The organism is Mycolicibacterium sp. XJ2546, assembly GCF_053483195.1.
This window is the reverse complement of record NZ_JBEFRW010000004.1, coordinates 163,202-178,088: the sequence shown is the minus strand read 5'-3', so window position 1 is coordinate 178,088 and position 14,887 is coordinate 163,202. Positions and strand designations below refer to the sequence as shown.

The 14,887-nt window shown below is 65.6% G+C and carries 15 protein-coding genes; 9 read left to right on the top strand and 6 right to left on the bottom strand.

Features of this window, described 5'->3' with window-relative positions; all coding sequences use genetic code 11:
- Positions 1 to 94: 94 nt before the first annotated feature.
- Positions 95 to 1,603 carry a class I adenylate-forming enzyme family protein gene (locus ABQE44_RS09800; protein WP_448392689.1) on the top strand — a complete coding sequence of 503 codons (1,509 nt, stop codon included), beginning with the start codon at positions 95 to 97 and terminating at the stop codon, positions 1,601 to 1,603.
- Positions 1,604 to 1,682: 79 nt separating this feature from the next.
- Here the strand turns inward: ABQE44_RS09800 and ABQE44_RS09795 are convergent, their stop codons facing one another.
- Positions 1,683 to 2,084, bottom strand: a complete 402-nt coding sequence (locus ABQE44_RS09795) for a Zn-ribbon domain-containing OB-fold protein (RefSeq protein ID WP_448392525.1) — start codon at positions 2,082 to 2,084, stop codon at positions 1,683 to 1,685.
- Positions 2,084 to 3,229, bottom strand: coding sequence for an acetyl-CoA acetyltransferase (locus tag ABQE44_RS09790; protein WP_448392524.1), 1,146 nt, complete (start codon positions 3,227 to 3,229; stop codon positions 2,084 to 2,086). Before ABQE44_RS09790 ends, ABQE44_RS09795 begins: the two co-directional genes overlap by 1 nt.
- Positions 3,230 to 3,267: 38 nt before the next feature.
- Between ABQE44_RS09790 and ABQE44_RS09785 the strand changes: the two genes are divergently transcribed.
- From ABQE44_RS09785 to ABQE44_RS09770, 4 genes are read left to right on the top strand one after another with little or no spacing between them, the layout of a single operon-like run.
- A complete protein-coding gene (locus ABQE44_RS09785) occupies positions 3,268 to 4,098 on the top strand; it encodes an HpcH/HpaI aldolase family protein (protein ID WP_448392523.1) in 831 nt (276 codons plus the stop codon).
- 32 nt (positions 4,099 to 4,130) lie between these two features.
- Complete coding sequence (locus ABQE44_RS09780) at positions 4,131 to 5,246, top strand: TauD/TfdA family dioxygenase (RefSeq protein WP_448429417.1); 1,116 nt, start codon at positions 4,131 to 4,133, stop codon at positions 5,244 to 5,246.
- Complete coding sequence (locus ABQE44_RS09775) at positions 5,243 to 6,316, top strand: NAD(P)-dependent oxidoreductase (protein WP_448392521.1); 1,074 nt, start codon at positions 5,243 to 5,245, stop codon at positions 6,314 to 6,316. The genes ABQE44_RS09780 and ABQE44_RS09775 overlap by 4 nt, the downstream gene beginning before the upstream one ends.
- Before the next feature lies 1 nt (position 6,317).
- The gene (locus tag ABQE44_RS09770; RefSeq protein ID WP_448392520.1) at positions 6,318 to 7,142 is read left to right on the top strand and encodes an enoyl-CoA hydratase/isomerase family protein; all 825 of its coding nucleotides are present in this window, start codon (positions 6,318 to 6,320) and stop codon (positions 7,140 to 7,142) included.
- An 81-nt stretch (positions 7,143 to 7,223) separates the two neighbouring features.
- On the opposite strand, the gene ABQE44_RS09765 is transcribed toward ABQE44_RS09770, so the two are convergent.
- Positions 7,224 to 8,411: an amidohydrolase family protein gene (locus ABQE44_RS09765; RefSeq protein WP_448392519.1), complete on the bottom strand. Its 1,188-nt coding sequence runs from the start codon at positions 8,409 to 8,411 to the stop codon at positions 7,224 to 7,226.
- Positions 8,412 to 8,617: 206 nt separating this feature from the next.
- Between ABQE44_RS09765 and ABQE44_RS09760 the strand changes: the two genes are divergently transcribed.
- Positions 8,618 to 9,415: a TetR/AcrR family transcriptional regulator gene (locus tag ABQE44_RS09760; protein WP_448392518.1), complete on the top strand. Its 798-nt coding sequence runs from the start codon at positions 8,618 to 8,620 to the stop codon at positions 9,413 to 9,415.
- On the opposite strand, the gene ABQE44_RS09755 is transcribed toward ABQE44_RS09760, so the two are convergent.
- On the bottom strand, positions 9,404 to 10,564 hold the full coding sequence (locus tag ABQE44_RS09755; protein ID WP_448392517.1) for an acyl-CoA dehydrogenase family protein: 1,161 nt from the start codon (positions 10,562 to 10,564) through the stop codon (positions 9,404 to 9,406). The genes ABQE44_RS09760 and ABQE44_RS09755 overlap by 12 nt on opposite strands.
- Positions 10,565 to 10,667: 103 nt before the next feature.
- Between ABQE44_RS09755 and ABQE44_RS09750 the strand changes: the two genes are divergently transcribed.
- Positions 10,668 to 11,684 (top strand): acyl-CoA dehydrogenase family protein, encoded by a 1,017-nt coding sequence (locus tag ABQE44_RS09750; RefSeq protein WP_448429415.1) that lies wholly within the window; start codon positions 10,668 to 10,670, stop codon positions 11,682 to 11,684.
- Here ABQE44_RS09750 and ABQE44_RS09745 read toward each other — a convergent pair.
- Together ABQE44_RS09745 and ABQE44_RS09740 are read right to left on the bottom strand one after the other, a co-directional pair.
- Positions 11,663 to 12,079 (bottom strand): PaaI family thioesterase, encoded by a 417-nt coding sequence (locus tag ABQE44_RS09745; RefSeq protein WP_448392688.1) that lies wholly within the window; start codon positions 12,077 to 12,079, stop codon positions 11,663 to 11,665. The two genes, ABQE44_RS09750 and ABQE44_RS09745, sit on opposite strands and share 22 nt — an antisense overlap.
- 17 nt (positions 12,080 to 12,096) lie before the next feature.
- Positions 12,097 to 13,005: an enoyl-CoA hydratase gene (locus ABQE44_RS09740; RefSeq protein ID WP_448392515.1), complete on the bottom strand. Its 909-nt coding sequence runs from the start codon at positions 13,003 to 13,005 to the stop codon at positions 12,097 to 12,099.
- Positions 13,006 to 13,100: 95 nt separating this feature from the next.
- Here ABQE44_RS09740 and ABQE44_RS09735 point away from each other — a divergent pair, with 95 nt between their 5' ends.
- Together ABQE44_RS09735 and ABQE44_RS09730 are read left to right on the top strand one after the other, a co-directional pair.
- Positions 13,101 to 14,213 (top strand): NAD(P)H-dependent amine dehydrogenase family protein, encoded by a 1,113-nt coding sequence (locus ABQE44_RS09735; RefSeq protein ID WP_448392514.1) that lies wholly within the window; start codon positions 13,101 to 13,103, stop codon positions 14,211 to 14,213.
- A complete protein-coding gene (locus ABQE44_RS09730; protein WP_448429413.1) occupies positions 14,210 to 14,839 on the top strand; it encodes a nitroreductase family protein in 630 nt (209 codons plus the stop codon). Before ABQE44_RS09735 ends, ABQE44_RS09730 begins: the two co-directional genes overlap by 4 nt.
- Positions 14,840 to 14,887 lie beyond the last annotated feature (48 nt).

Sequence of the window (14,887 nt, the reverse complement as noted above, 5' to 3'; positions counted from 1 at the left end):
ACATTTACGTAGACGAGAATCTGCATTCGCATCGGAGGACACCATGAGTGGGGCCAGCGCGCTGCTGCACCATGCACAGCAGCGAGCGGACGGTCTGCGGTATCGGTATCGGGCCGCGGGTTTCTGGTCGGAGCGGCCGCTCGACGTCGTACGTTTCACCGCCGAGCGGCATCCGGCGCGACCGGCCCTCGTCGCCCGCGGGGCCGAGCTGGCGTACGCAGACCTCGACGCGCGGGTCGATCGCGCGTCGCAGGCGATGCGGGAAGCCGGCGTCGGCGCAGGGATGCCGGTGACGGTCGTGGCGGGCAACGACGTCGGATCGGTCGTCGCGGTGCACGCCGCCATCCGGGTCGATGCGGTGGTGCTGCTGGTGCCGCGCAGCGCCGGCCCTAGGCAGGTGACCGACATCGTGGCACGCACCGGTGCGCGATACGCGGTGGCTCCCGACTGGGCACCGGCGGGTGAACCCGCGTTGCGTGACGCCTGTCGTTGGATCGACATCGCGGGCGCGTCGGACACGCCGGTGCCCTGTCGGCCGATGCGACCCGCCGACGAGGCGTCCTTCGTCCTCTACACATCCGGTACGACCTCCCGGCCCAAGGGGGTCATACATTCGTTGAGCACGCTGACCAAGGCGTCGGCGAACTACATCGCCGCGGCCGAACTCGGTGCGGACGACCGCATCTTCCTCATCAGCCCGCTCGCCTCGGTCACCGGTGTGCTGCAGGCGTTGTTCATCGGGCCGATGCTCGCCGCGCCGGTGGTGCTCGAGGACCACTGGGACCCCGCCGCGACGTGTGACCTTCTGCTGTCGTCGGGAGCGACGTGGTACGGCGGGCCGGACCGGCTTCTCGACCGGCTGCTCGACGAGGCGGTCGCCCGCGGGAAGGGCGTGCCGCTGCGCGCGGTGTATCTCGGCGGCACGATGCTCGACCGGCGCATCGTCGAACGGGTGGAAGACGACTTCGGCATCGTCGTGATGCGAGCATACGGATCCTCAGAGGTGCCCGTCAGCACGTCGGGATTACGAACCGAGTCCAGGGCGGTGCGTCACGCGGATGACGGTGTGGCACTGCAGGATGTCGACGTCCGCGTGGGGTCGGTGGGCGACCCGGCCGAGTGCTGCATCAAGGGCCCGCACACCTTCCTCGGCTACACGGACAGCGAGGACGACGCCGACGCGTTCGACGGCGACTGGTTCCGAACCGGCGACGTGGCCGAGATGACCGGGTATCGGGTGCGCATCATCGGACGGATCAAGGACATCGTCATCCGCAACGGCATGAAGATTCCGGCGGCGGAGGTCGAGGAGGCGGTGGCCGGCATCTCCGGTGTGCGGGACTGCGCGGCGTATTCCGTACCTGACGCAACGACCGGGGAGCGGCTCGCGGTTGCCATGGTGCTCGACGACGGCGTTCAGTTGGCGCTCGCCGATGTCACCGAGGCGCTGATGGCGGGGGGTCTGCCGAAGTACAAGCTGCCCGAGGAACTGGTGTTCTGGGACGAGCCGCTACCGCTCAACGCCAACGGCAAGGTGCAACGCAACACGCTCGAGGCGCAGTCGGAGGGACGGCCGCGGGTGCTTGCCGACCGCCTTCGGTGATCACCCCTGCCGCGAAACTGTATTCCAGCAGGCGCCCCCCACTCGAACTTTCACTGCCGGAAAACAGTTTCGCGGAAGATTACGGTCGGAAGACCGGCACGAGGACGCCGTCGTCATCCTGACGGAAGTCGAGTTCGAGATGCAGTCCCGCTCGGAGTTGTTCGGGTGGGCAGTCGAGCACAGTCATCAGCCGCGGGCCCTCCTCGAGGTCGACCATCGCGAGGACGTAGGGAGTCCGTGCATCGAAAGGTGCGACGTTCTGGTGAATCACGCTCCACGTGTAGAGGCGGGACCGCCCGCACGCGGGTTCCAGGCGCACGTCCTCGCTCCAGCAATACGGGCAGAACGGGCGGACATAGAAGGAGTCCCGGCCGCATGCGTCGCACCTGTTGAGCATCAGTGTGCGATCGGCCACCGCCGCCCACCACGACTCGCTGTCGGTGTCGATGGTCGGTCGGTCCGGTTCGCTGGGCGCTGCCATCACTGCCTCCCCAGGATCATCGTCGCACTGTGGGTGAAGAAGCCGCCCATCGCGTGGACACAGGCCAGTTGGGCACCGTCGACCTGCCTCTCACCACATTCGTCGCGCAGTTGCCGAACCGCCTCGACCATCAGGAACATTCCGCGCATGCCGGGATGACACGAGGCCAACCCGCCGCCGTCAGTGTTGGTGGGCAGCACGCCCCCCGGACGCAGTGCACCGGAACCGATGAACGGACCGCCCTCACCCTTGGCGCAGAACCCGAGATCCTCCACGGTGAGCAGCACGGTGGAGGTGAACGAATCGTAGAGCTGACACACATCGACGTCGGCAGGAGTCACCCCGGCCTGCGCAAACGCGCGCGGACCCGTCTGTGCCGCCGCCGATGTCGTGAAGTCGGCCCACTCGCTCATGCTCACGTGCGATGCCGCGTCGGCGGCGCCGAGGATCCATACCGGCTCTTTGGCGCAATCCTTCGCAACCCGCTCGCTGGCAAGGACGACCGCGCCGCCGCCGTCGGTGCGTAGACACACATGCTTGGAGGTGAACGGGTCGGCGAGCATCGGTGCCGCCGCGACGTCGGCAGCCGTAATACGGTCGCGCTCAAAAGCGTTCTCGTTCATGGCCGCCCACTCGTGCGCGGCGACAGCGACTTCGGCGAGTTGCTCTTCGGTCGTCCCGTACTCGATCATGTGCCGCCTGGCCGCCATGGCGTACTTGGCGATCAGGGTGGCGCCGTAAGGTGCTTCGAACTGCATGGCGCCTCCGGTGCTCAGCGCCGCTGACGAGGCCCGCACCCGGCGCTTGACGTCGGAGCGCGCGGTCGACCCGTAGGTGAGGAGGGCGACGTCGATCTCGCCCGCGGCGATCGCGGCTGCGGCGTGGCGCGCCATGACCTCCCACGACGATCCGCCGACGTTGGTCGAGTCGACCCACCTCGGTCGCAGGCCCAGGTATTCGCTCACCTCGATGGGGGGCAACAACGTCCCATGGCCGCCGAAGCCGTCGATATCGTCCTTTGTCAAGCCCGCGTCTTCGACGGCACGGCGTGCGGCCTGAGCCATCAGTGCCATTGCCGTCTTGTCGGGCACTCGCCCGCAATCGGACAGTGCGGCACCAACGACGGCGACCCGGTTCTGGGACATAGGTAATGGGTACCACAGGTGATAATGGCATTAACGACATGGTGGAATCCCCGTTCTCGGTCGGTTACCGTGAGTTGGTGCCGGGACTACTGCGAGACGCTCTGCGTGGTGATCGTCTGGTGTTGTGTCTGGCGTTGCTGAACGCCCGTACGCCCGACGTTCCGGCGGTCGCGGCGGCCTGTGGATACGACGCCGTATATGTCGACCTGGAACACACCTCGTGCTCGCTGGAAACGGCCGGAATGCTCTGCGTCGCCGCCGTCGGCGCAGGCATCTCCGGCCTGGTGCGGGTGCCATCGCACGACCCGAGCGTCATCGCCCGTGTGCTCGACGGCGGCGCGGTGGGAGTAATTGTGCCGCACGTGAACTCGGCGCGAGAAGCCCAAGCGATCGTCGACGCCGCCCGGTTCCCGCCCCTCGGTCACCGATCCATCTCGGGGCCCACCGCGGTGAGCGGTTACGCACCCCGCCCAGCCGCCGAACTCACCGCTGAACTCGAGCGCCATACGGTGGTGGCGGTGATGGTCGAAACTCCCGAAGCGGTCGCGGCAAGCGACCAGATCGCGGCGGTGGACGGCGTGGACGTCATCCTGCTGGGCCCCAGTGATCTGACGGCGGAGATGGGCATCCACGGGCAATATGAGAATGAGCATTTCCACCGTGCAGTAGACTCGGTCGCGGCGGCGTGTCGTGCACACGGTGTGGCGCTGGGAGTGGCTGGAATCAAGCCCCTTGACCTGCTGGAACGCCTTGCAGGGCTGGGATTGCGATTCATCTCGGCGGGAACCGACGTCGGGATGATGACCGAGGCCGCCACTGCCCGCGCACATGCTCTGCGTGAGCTCGAGAGTCGCACGGCGAGCCGATAACCGACACCCTCGTCACGACAACAGGAGGACGGATGCCCACCGTGATCTACACCGAACAAGTCACCGACCCGATGGCATGGACCGGCGCCGACTTCAGGAGCAAGGAGGACTTCGCGTTCGATCTGTCGTCACGCAACGTGGCTGCGCTGGAATCCATCCTGGCCAAGACCGCGCACCAGGATCGCGATGACATCACGCCCGAGGACGCCCGGCATCCCGATCTGGACGACGACCTCGCCCGGCTGTATCAGGACTTGATGTTCGGTAAAGGTCTGGCCTGCGTGCGCGGATTCCCGGTCGACGAGCATTCGGTCGAGGATCTCGAGCGCATCTACTGGGCGTTCTGCACGCATCTCGGCTACCTGGTGTCCAACAACTCCTTCGGCCACCGCATGGTGCGAGTGCAGGAGGAGGTACTGCCCAACGGCGTACAACCCGCCCGCGGGACGAAGTCGAGTGCTGAGCTCGCGATGCACAACGATGCGGCAGACATCCTGTCGCTGCTCTGCGTCTACCCGGCCGCGCAGGGTGGCGAAAGCCAGTTCGCGAGTGGGCCTGCTGCGCACAACCGGATCCTCAACGAGCGACCTGACCTTCTCCCCGTTCTCTACCAGGGTTTCCCGCATCACCGGCGCAGCGAGCAACCCGACGACCAGCCGGACGTGACGCCGTACGACGTGCCGGTGTTCTCTCAGATCGACGGTCGGATCTGCATCAACTTCACCTACAGCAGCATCCTGCCCGCGATGCACACCCTCGGCCGGGAATTCACCCCGGAACAGAACGAAGCCATCGAGTTGTTGCGGACGATCCTCGTCGAGCAACAGGTCGAGTTTCGCCTCGAGTCCGGCGAAGCCGCGGTCGCGAACAACTTCGCGATGTGCCACTCACGGTCCGACTTCGTCAGCAGCAACGATCCGAAGAAGGCGCGCTGCTTCCTGCGGGCATGGATGGAGGTGCCGCGCGAGGACCGCCGCCTGCCCGTCGGGCGGGAGTACTTCCACATGGAGAACAAGGACCTGCGGCTGGGTTATGACCCCGTCCCGGGGCGTGACGGCGCCATCGCGCTCAACGATTACAAGAATGTGAACACCGAACTGGCCGACATGTTCAAGGCAGCTCAAGCGAAACCCAAAATCACACGATGAGGATCCGACCGCGGCTGGTCTACGAGCGGTGGACCGACCCGGTGGCCGGAACTATCCTGGCGGACAGTGACATCGAGGTCGTCAAACTCGATCTCGACGCAACCGCCGAACAAGGATGGGCGGCACTGGAATCCGCACATGGATATCAAGTGGCGACCCGAACCGACGTCGCCTCCGCCACCGGAGGCGCGCAGTGGCTGGCCGGGCGGGCGCTGGTCGACCGTTGTCATCAGCTACTTGCCGTGTGCTCGGCGGGCGCCGGCTATGACGTGATCGACGTCGAGGCGTGTACGCGGGCGGGAATCGCGGTGTGCAACAACTCCGGTCCCGGCGCCGAGGCGGTGGCTGAACACGCACTGGGTCTGATGCTCGACCTGGCCAAGAAGATCACCGCGGCCGACCGGGCGTTGCGCAGCGGACAACTCGATGATCGCTTGGCGCTGCGGGGCAGTCAGCTGCTCGGGAAGACGCTCGGTGTCGTAGGCCTCGGAGCCGTCGGCGGACGGCTGGTGCAGTTGTGCGCCCCGTTCGGGATGGAGGTCCTGGCCTTCGATCCCTATGTCGACGAAGTGACGGCGCGTGCCCACGGGGTGAACCTGGTCGGGCTGGGCGAACTGATTGAACGGTCGGACTTCGTTCAGGTCACGTGTCCGTTGACCGCCGAGACACGAGGGCTGTTCGGCGGCAAGGAGTTCGCCGCCATGAAGCCGTCCGCGTACTTCATCACCACCGCGCGTGGGCCGGTACACGATGAAGCGGCCCTCTACGACGCGTTGGCCAGCGGAGTGATCGCCGGAGCGGGTCTGGACGTGTTCCACGAGGAGCCGCCGTCGCGGAACAACCCGCTGCTGCATTTCGACAACGTCGTCGCCACGCCACACGTCGCGGGCATCACCGTCGAGGCGGCTCGCGATATCGCGGTCGCTACCGCAACGCAGTGGCAGGACATCTTCACCGGGCACAGGCCACCCCGGCTGCTCAATCCCGAGGTGTGGCCGCGCTACTGCGACCGCTTCCATGAGATTCTGGGCATCCGCCCGACCGACCGCGACATTGCCGCTGTGGAGTGAGATGACGAACTACGACACCATCACGTTGGAGGTTTCCGGCCATACCGCGTGTGTGACGCTGGACCGGCCCGAGGTACTCAACGCGATCAACGACGAGATGATCGCCGAGCTCGCCGAGGTTTATGCCGAAATCGAACGGTCACAGGATATCTGGACCGTCATCATCACCGGTGCCGGCCGGGCGCTGTGCGTGGGCGCCGACGTCAACAAGGCCGCCGACCACGACATGGAGAACGCCGCCGGAATCGACAACCAGGGCGAACCCATCCTCAGCTCGATGCGTCAATGGGACGCACCGCAGGAGGCGACACCGCCGTGGCTGCAGATGACCAAACCCATAATCTGCGCCGTCAACGGCATCGCGTGTGGCGCGGGCATGGATCTGGTCACCACCGCTGACATCACCATCGCATCCGAGCGCGCATCGCTGATGGATCCGCATGTCAGCATCGGCGTGACGTCGGGCCGGGAAGGGGTCAGGCTCGCTCGGATTCTGCCGCTGCCCGTGGCCATGCGGCTGATCCTGATGGGCCGGCATGAACAACTCGACGCGCAACGGGCGTACGAGTTGGGCGTGTTTACCGAAGTGGTCGCGCACGACACGCTGATGGATCGCGCCTGGGAGGTCGCGGAGGTTGTCAATTCCAATGCCCCCCTTGCGGTGCGGGGCTCGCGAATGGCGGTGCGCAAGGGCCTGACGCTGCCGATATACGAAGCCGAACTGCTCGCCGAGAACTACCGGATGAAGGTGGCCTTGACCAAGGACGCCATCGAGGGACCGCGTGCCTTCCTGGAGAAGCGCAAACCGAATTGGAGAGCCCTATAAGCGCTGCCCGCCGGGTGGCTAGCTGACGGACGGCCCTCGCGAATTCACGTGCCCAGAGTTGCCGCTCGGCGCACGAGGCACCTACACCAGGCCGAAGAAGGTCTTGGCGTTGGTGGACAGGACCTTTCGCTTGGTCTCCTGGTCCAGCCCGGCGGTCGCCTTGTTGGCGACGTCCATGCTGTGGGGCCAGTTGGTGTCGTTGTGCGGGTAGTCGGTCTCGAACATCAACTGGTCCGGCCCGACCAGGTCGAGAATCCGGAACGCGACCGGATCGCCGAAGGTGGAGAACCACACGCGCCCGGGCACCTGGGTGCTCGGCGGTTCGGTCAACAACGGGTGGATGCCACCCCACCCGCGCCGGTCCTCCCAGACCTCGTCAACGCGTTGCAGGTAGTAGGGGATCCAGCCCGCTTGCGCCTCGGCGAAAGCCAGCTTGAGTTTCGGAAACTGCTTGAGCTTGCCGGAAAACAACCAGTCCACCAGCGCGATGGTGCAGTTGACGGCCATCAGCGCGCTGGTGACGACGTGCGGGGAGTCGGGGGAGGACTTGGTCAGCGACGAACTCGAGCCGATGTGCAGCATGATGCCGACGTCGTTGCGTTCGCATGCGGCGAAGAACGGATCCCAATAGCCGCTGTGAATGGATGGCAGGTCAAGCCGTGCCGGAAGCTCGGAGAAGCACACGGCCGGCATACCTTTCGCGGCGACCCGGTCAACCTCCTGCACAGCCAACTCGACATCCCAAAGGGGGATGATTCCGAGGGGGATCAACCGGCCGTCGGAGTCACCGGCCCACTCGTCGATCTGGAAGTCGTTGTAGGCCTGGACACAGAGCAGTGCCAGATCCTTGTCCTTGCCGTACAGGAAGCGCTGGCCGCAGAAGCGGACGAGCGTGTTGGGGAAGCAGGCGGATGCCTCGATGCCCGCGATGTCCATGTCGGCGAGCCGGTCTTTGGGACGGTAGCAGCCGGGGCGCATCTCGTCGTACGTGATCGGGTCTGTCGTGAGCTCGTCGATCTCGTACCCAGCGGCGGCGCTGATGAGCGGGATCGGGACGATCGAGTCCTCGTAGTGCCAGATGTCCGCGTCACGACCGTCGTCGTCTTCGACGAACGCGACATCGGAGGTAACTGTCGGATCCATGCGTCCTCGGTGCCGGATGATCCGCGGACCGACGTCGCGATAGCGCTCGGGCAGCCGGCTGGTCCACAGATCAGCCGGCTCCACCAGGTGGTCGTCCGGCGACACGATCAGGATGTCTGCGCTCATGCTGCACTCCTTCGAAATGCGCCACGCGGCATCAGGGCGCGAAACTCTGATTCCCGCAAGCGAGAATGACCGTTTCCAGGGTAGCGTATCCCCACCGTTCGGCAGACCCTGGGCGAGTGCGGCGCACGCTGGTCCCGGGACGCACGCAACGTACCCGTATAGGTAGGTCGCGCCCTGCTCGGAAGAACGCGTATTCTCAACTCATCATGACTGCGAAGAAACGCGCTGGACAAGAACCCGAAGCAGATCTCGAGCTGGTCGAGTCCGACACCGAGATGCCGACCAGTTGGCAGGAGCGAACGATCGAGAGGCGGCTGAGCCAGGCGCGGGCGCGCGCCCTGGCCCGCAGCTCCCGGTTCCTGGCCACGGCACTCGAGCTGGTCGAGGAGTCCGGTCGAGCCGACTTCACCATCCAGACGCTGATCGACAGGTCGAATCTGAGTTTGCGGGCGTTCTATCAACACTTCGCGGGCAAAGAGGAGCTGCTGTTGGCGCTCTATGAGAACGCCACCAGCCAGTTCATCGAGGCGATCCGGCATGAGGTTGCGGCGGCCTCGGCCGACGGTCCGATGGCACAATTGGAGGCGTTCTGCCGGGGATTCCTCTCCCGCGCGGAGTCCTCCGAGGCCATCGGCGGCCGCGTGATGACGATCTACAACCTCAGCCTCGAGATCGAGCGCCCCGCCGACTTCGCCAAGATCTGGGAGCCGCACCAGAAGCTGCTGACGAAGATCCTGACGTCGTGTTCGCGTGCCGGGTTGGTACGCAAAGACATGACCCCCGCGCAGTTGACGACGTTGCTGAATTCGACGCTCATCGCGCTTGCTCAGATCGGCGTGTTCCATCTGGGCGGCAAGGGCGCCGAACTCACTGAGGACCAGCTGTGGGCGTGGTGCCTGCAGGCGCTCACCCCGCCCGCAGGAACGGCTAAACCGAAAGCTGTCGCCGCCAAGCCTGCGGCCAAACGATCTACCGCTCGCAAGCCCAGAAAGCTAACGGGGTAGGCGAAGTCCACGTTGAGCGATGATCGAGCGCTGTACTTCGCTGGTGCCCGCGTAGATCGTGGTGCCCACCGAGAACCGCATCAGGTGTTCGAATCGGCCCTGCTCCGGGGCGGACGGCTCGAAGAAGCTGCGCATTGCGTCCGGTCCGACGAGCTCGACCATGTCCTGGCTCGCGCGGACCAGGGATTCGGTGCTGAACAACTTGGCCATCGGTCCCTCGGCAACGGGCATCCGTCCGGCCTCGACCATCCACACGCAACGACGCTGAAGCAGCATCGACACTTCGTACTCCATGGCGACTCTCGCTATCCGCCGTCGCACATCAGGCTTGGCGATCTGCCGGACGCCATCGTCCGCCACCGTCGCCTCGGCCCATTGCTCGGCGTGGGTCAGCAGCCGAGCGATATGCGGTCCCCAACCGGACGCATGCTCGTCCTGTAACGACAGGCTCAACACCTGCCATCCGGCATCGACCTCACCGATACGCCACTCGTCACCGATTCGGACATCGCTGTAGAAGGTGATGTTGGTGCGCTCACCCGAAAGCGTCCAGACGGCCTGGGCCTCGACCCCGTGCGAATCGAGCGGTACCAGAAACATGGTCAGGCCCTTGTGTTTGGGCTTCTCGGGGCTCGTGCGGGCGAGCAGAAAAACATAGTCGGCGATGTGACCGTTGGTGGTGAACATCTTGGAGCCGTTGATGATCCACTCGTCACCATCGCGCACGGCTTTGGTGGTGGCGGCCGCGACGTCAGACCCGCATCCGGGTTCGGTGAACCCGAGGGCGATGGTGACGTCGCCCTTCATCGCGCCGGCGAGGATACGGTCCTTCATCGCCTGATGACCCACCTCACGAATGATCGCGGCGACCATTCGCGTGGTCTCTGACAGGTACACCGGAGCATCCGAGCGCATCAGTTCCTCTTTGAGCACCTGGTCGTCCCATGCCCCGCGATTCTGGCCGCCGTACTCGGGCGCCCACGTTGGCGCGAATAAGCCCTTGTCGACGAGGCCCTTGGCGAAGTCATCGTCATGAGCGACGCCACTGCGGTACAGGTGTTCCTCGAATTCAGGGGTCATCACGTCATGCAGGTGGGCCCGGACCTCCGCGCGGTATGCCTGTGTCTCGGCATCGAGCTGAAAATGCATGGACTGTAACCGATCCTGTCTGATGAGTATAAGGGCCGACGTGGGCGATAATGTTACTCTCAAATATGAGAGCATTCATATCCGCATGTGATTGGACTGCATTTTGGACTTGAGCCTTTCCGGCGAACAGCGACAGCTCGTGGATGTCTTCGCGGCCATCTACGGGCGGGAGTCGACGTCGCAGCGGGTGCGAGCCGCCGAACCGCTTGGCTTCGACGTCAAGCTGTGGAAGGCACTGATGCAGGCCGGGGCTCTCGACATGGCTGCGGACGAGGCCGCAGGCGGTGGTGCGTCTGAACTGGATCTGGCGCTGATCGCCGAGCAATTCGGTCGCGCGGTCGCATCCGCGCCGGTCGTGGAAACGCAGGTCGCCGCGCGACTGCTCGCCCGATGCGGTGACGCCGGTGCCGAGCTGCTCGGCCGGGCGCTGGCCGGCGACCAACTAGTCACGTTCTCGCCGCGTACCGCCCGCGATGGCGTGCTGAAACTCGTGCCTGGCGGTGCTGTCGCGGATTCGGTCATCGCGTCTGTCGACGGGCGCCTTGTCGTCACGCCGGCGGGACGGGGCCGTCGCCCCGTGCAGAATCTCGGATCGCTACCTCTGGCGGATGTGGATATCGAAGACGGCGCCGTCGTGTTGGTCGACGGCGAGGATGCGTCGCGGTTGTACGGGTGGGCGTTGAATTTGTGGCTCACGCTGACCGCCTCGGTACTTGTCGGAGCGGCGAACAGGGCGGTTGAAATCGGGGTCGAATACGCAAAGCAACGCCACGCGTTCGGGACGCCGATCGGCACCTTTCAGGCGGTGTCACATCCGTTGGCGGACAGCGCTACTGCTGTCGACGGGGCGCGGTTGCTTGCCCTGAAGGCAGCGTGTGCTTTCACTGACGAACCCGCGCGCGCCGATGAGCTCGCGACGATGGCGTTCGCCTTCGCCTATGAGACAGCACGCGACGCCACCTATCGCAGCCTGCACATCCATGGCGGCTATGGCTTCGGCATGGAATGTGACGTTCAGCTGTACTACCGGCGCGTGCGCGGCTGGGCGATGGTGTACGGCGAGCCCGCCGTCGCACTCGACCGGGTGGCAGACGCCCGCTACGGACCGGTGGCGGGCTGACTCGGCCCACCTGGTTCCATGACGGCGAAGCTCAGCGTCGCGCGGGCAGCCAGCCGATCCCTGGCCACGTCGACGACATCGACAGCGACGACGATCAACCGCCTGCCTGGCCGCACCAGGGTGGCGCTCGCCCGCGCCGGCCCGCCCACGATGGGCGACAGGAAGTGGATCGACATGTCTGCGGTGCCGACGCCTGCGTTGGTATCCGCATACTTGACCGCCAGCCGGCCCCCGGCAACATCGATGAGGGTGGCGACCAGCCCGCCCTGCAACGCGCCCCGAGTGTTCACCAGATCCGGCCGGTGGTGCAGGTCGACGACCACGGTGTCATCGGCGTCGACGACATCGTAGAAGGGCAATCGGGCGAACAGGTGTCCTTCGATGCCCACCGGCATCGGCTCGCCGACGGCGGTCACCCGTCGGCTCGCACTTGGTTCTTCATCGACAACACCACCGGCGGCGCGGTGCGCCAATTCGGCACGCCCTGCTCCTCACCCGCGGTGGCCCGTTTGTCGTCACGCACGCCAACCCAGTGCGAATGGTTGAGCTGGTGCAGGCTGAAGCAGGACTGCAACGCGTTGTAGAAGCCCATGTTGTCCACAGACTGGTTCACCGATTCCTTGATGAGCAGAGCCGCCATTGTCGGCACCGTGGCGATGCGCCGCGCCAATTCGAGCGTGCGATCGGCCAGTTCGTCGCGCTTGAAGATCTTGCTCACCATTCCGAGGCGGTAGGCCTCCTCGATGTCGATCGCATCGCCGGTGAGCATCAACTCCTTGGTGCGACGGGGCCCGAATTCCCACGGATGCCCGAAGTACTCCATGCCGCACATGCCCAGCCGGGTTCCGACGACGTCGGCGAACCGCACCTCTTCACTGCCGACGATCAGGTCACACGCCCAGATGAGCATCAGGCCCGCCGAAAAGACATCACCATGCACCTGCGCGATGGTGATCTTGCGCAAGTTGCGCCAACGCAGGTTGTTCTGGAAGAAGTAGTGCCACTCCTGCAGCATGATCTTCTCCGCGCCCTCGCGGGTGCCGCCGTCGATCACCGCAGTGGGGTGTTGATCCGGTCCCGGCATGAACTCGGCGCGGGCCTGTTTGGAGCCGATGTCGTGCCCGGAGGAGAACATCGGCCCCTCACCGGCGAGGATGACGACGCGGACGTCGTCGTCGGCCTCGGCGCGCCTGAACGCATCGTCGAGCTCGACGAGCATGCCGCGGTTCTGCGCGTTGCGCTGCTCGGGACGGTTCAGCGAGATCCGGACGATCTGACCGTCATCGAACGTCTCCCATTTCAAGAACTTGTAATCGGTCACGATCTCCTCCATGGTGCTGTCGATGCGTAAATGGTGTTATCGACTAATGAGAAGGTATGTTCTCACAGTCGGGTGTGGCCAGGGGAAGGGTGTAGATGACGGACTGCCAACGTAACCCGAGAGTAATCCTCTGGGGTCCCGGACAAGTCGGGGTGGGTGCGCTGCGTGCATTGATCGCGCATCCCGGGCTCGACCTGGCGGGCGTCGTGGTGCATGCCGAAGCCAAGGACGGTATGGATGCCGGTGCGTTGTGCGGTATGCCGGCTACCGGCGTGATCGCCACCCGCGACATCGAGGCCGCGCTGGCACTCGACGCCGACGTCGTCGCCTACTTCGCCTCCGGGGACTACCGCTATCGCGAGGCCGCCGAGGACATCGCCCGCTGCCTACGGGCCGGAAAGAATGTGGTCACCACGTCACTGGTGCCGCTGTGCTATCCGCCCGCCGCCGACACCGAAACCGTCGCACTGATCGAGGCCGCCTGCACGGAGGGCAAAACCACCTTCTTCAACAGCGGCGTCGACCCGGGTTGGGCCAACGATGTGATCGCGTTGACGATGACCGGCTTCAGCAGCCGCGTCGACACCATCACGATGCTGGAGATCCTCGACTACGCCCCGATCAACCAGCCCGAGATCATGTTCGACTTCATGGGTTTCGGCCATCCGCCGGATCATCCTGCGCCGCTGTTCGACCCCGCCCGGCTGGCAGCGTTGTGGGCACCGACGGTCCATCTGGTCGCCGAGGGCGTGGGCCTTCCGCTGGATGAAGTCGACACGACGATCGAGAAGTGGCTGGCGACCGAACGATACGAGGTCGCTTCGGGCTGGATCGAACCGGGCACCATGGGCGGCATGCGGTTCAAGCTGGCGGGCGCGGTCGACGGTGAGGAACGCGTCGTGCTCGAGCACATCACCCGGATGGGCGAGTCCTCCGCCCCGGACTGGCCACGGCATCCGTCACGGCACGGCGGTTACCGGGTGGTCGTCGACGGTCTGCCCACCTACACTGTCGACGTCGAAATGCACGGCCGCGGAAACAATATGCGGGGGCTGACGTACGCCACGGTGATGCGTGAACTGAACGCGATTCCCGCCGTCGTCGCGGCGCCACCGGGTCTGCTGTCGACGCTGGACCTGCCGCTGGTCACCGGTCCGGTGCGCGGTGGCTCCTGGACCGGCACGCTGCCACCGACGTACTCGCGATGACCGACGATCTGTGGACGGTGATGCGCACCGCGTCTGCGGTCCGGCGCTACCGCAGCGAACCGGTCGACGACGCGGTCATCGAGCGGTGTCTGCAGGCTGCCACCTGGGCGCCGTCGGGTGGAAACCAACAGCCGTGGCGGTTCGTCATCGTGCGCAGGGCCGAAGTGCGCGCGGTGATCTCCGCCGCCGCACAGCGGACGTGGGAGGTGATGGCCGAGTTCTACGGGTTCGACGCACCGTCGGAGGATGCGACGGATCCCAAGTCGCGGGTGCTGCGCGCGATGCGCGAACACATGCGGGTCGGCGGCCACGCCCCGGTATGCGTGCTGTTCTGCGTGGAGCCGCAGCCGGGGGCCAGTGATCTGCAGCAGGGTGGGTCGATCTTCCCCGCCGTGCAGAACTTCCTGCTGGCGGCGCGCGCCCAGGGCCTCGGCGCGGCGATCACGTTGTGGCAGGACGCATGCGACAGCGAGTTGCGCGAACTCGTCGGTATCCCGCCGCACTGGCGGATCGCCACCCTGCTCACCGCTGGCTGGCCGGACGGTGGTCACCATCCGGTCCGGCGCAAACCCCTCGCGGAGGTCGCGACGATCGACTCCTGGACCAATCCGTGGCGCGCCTCCTAGTTCACGAAACGTACACTAGCGTCGCGATTTCGGCCGATCCGCAGCGCT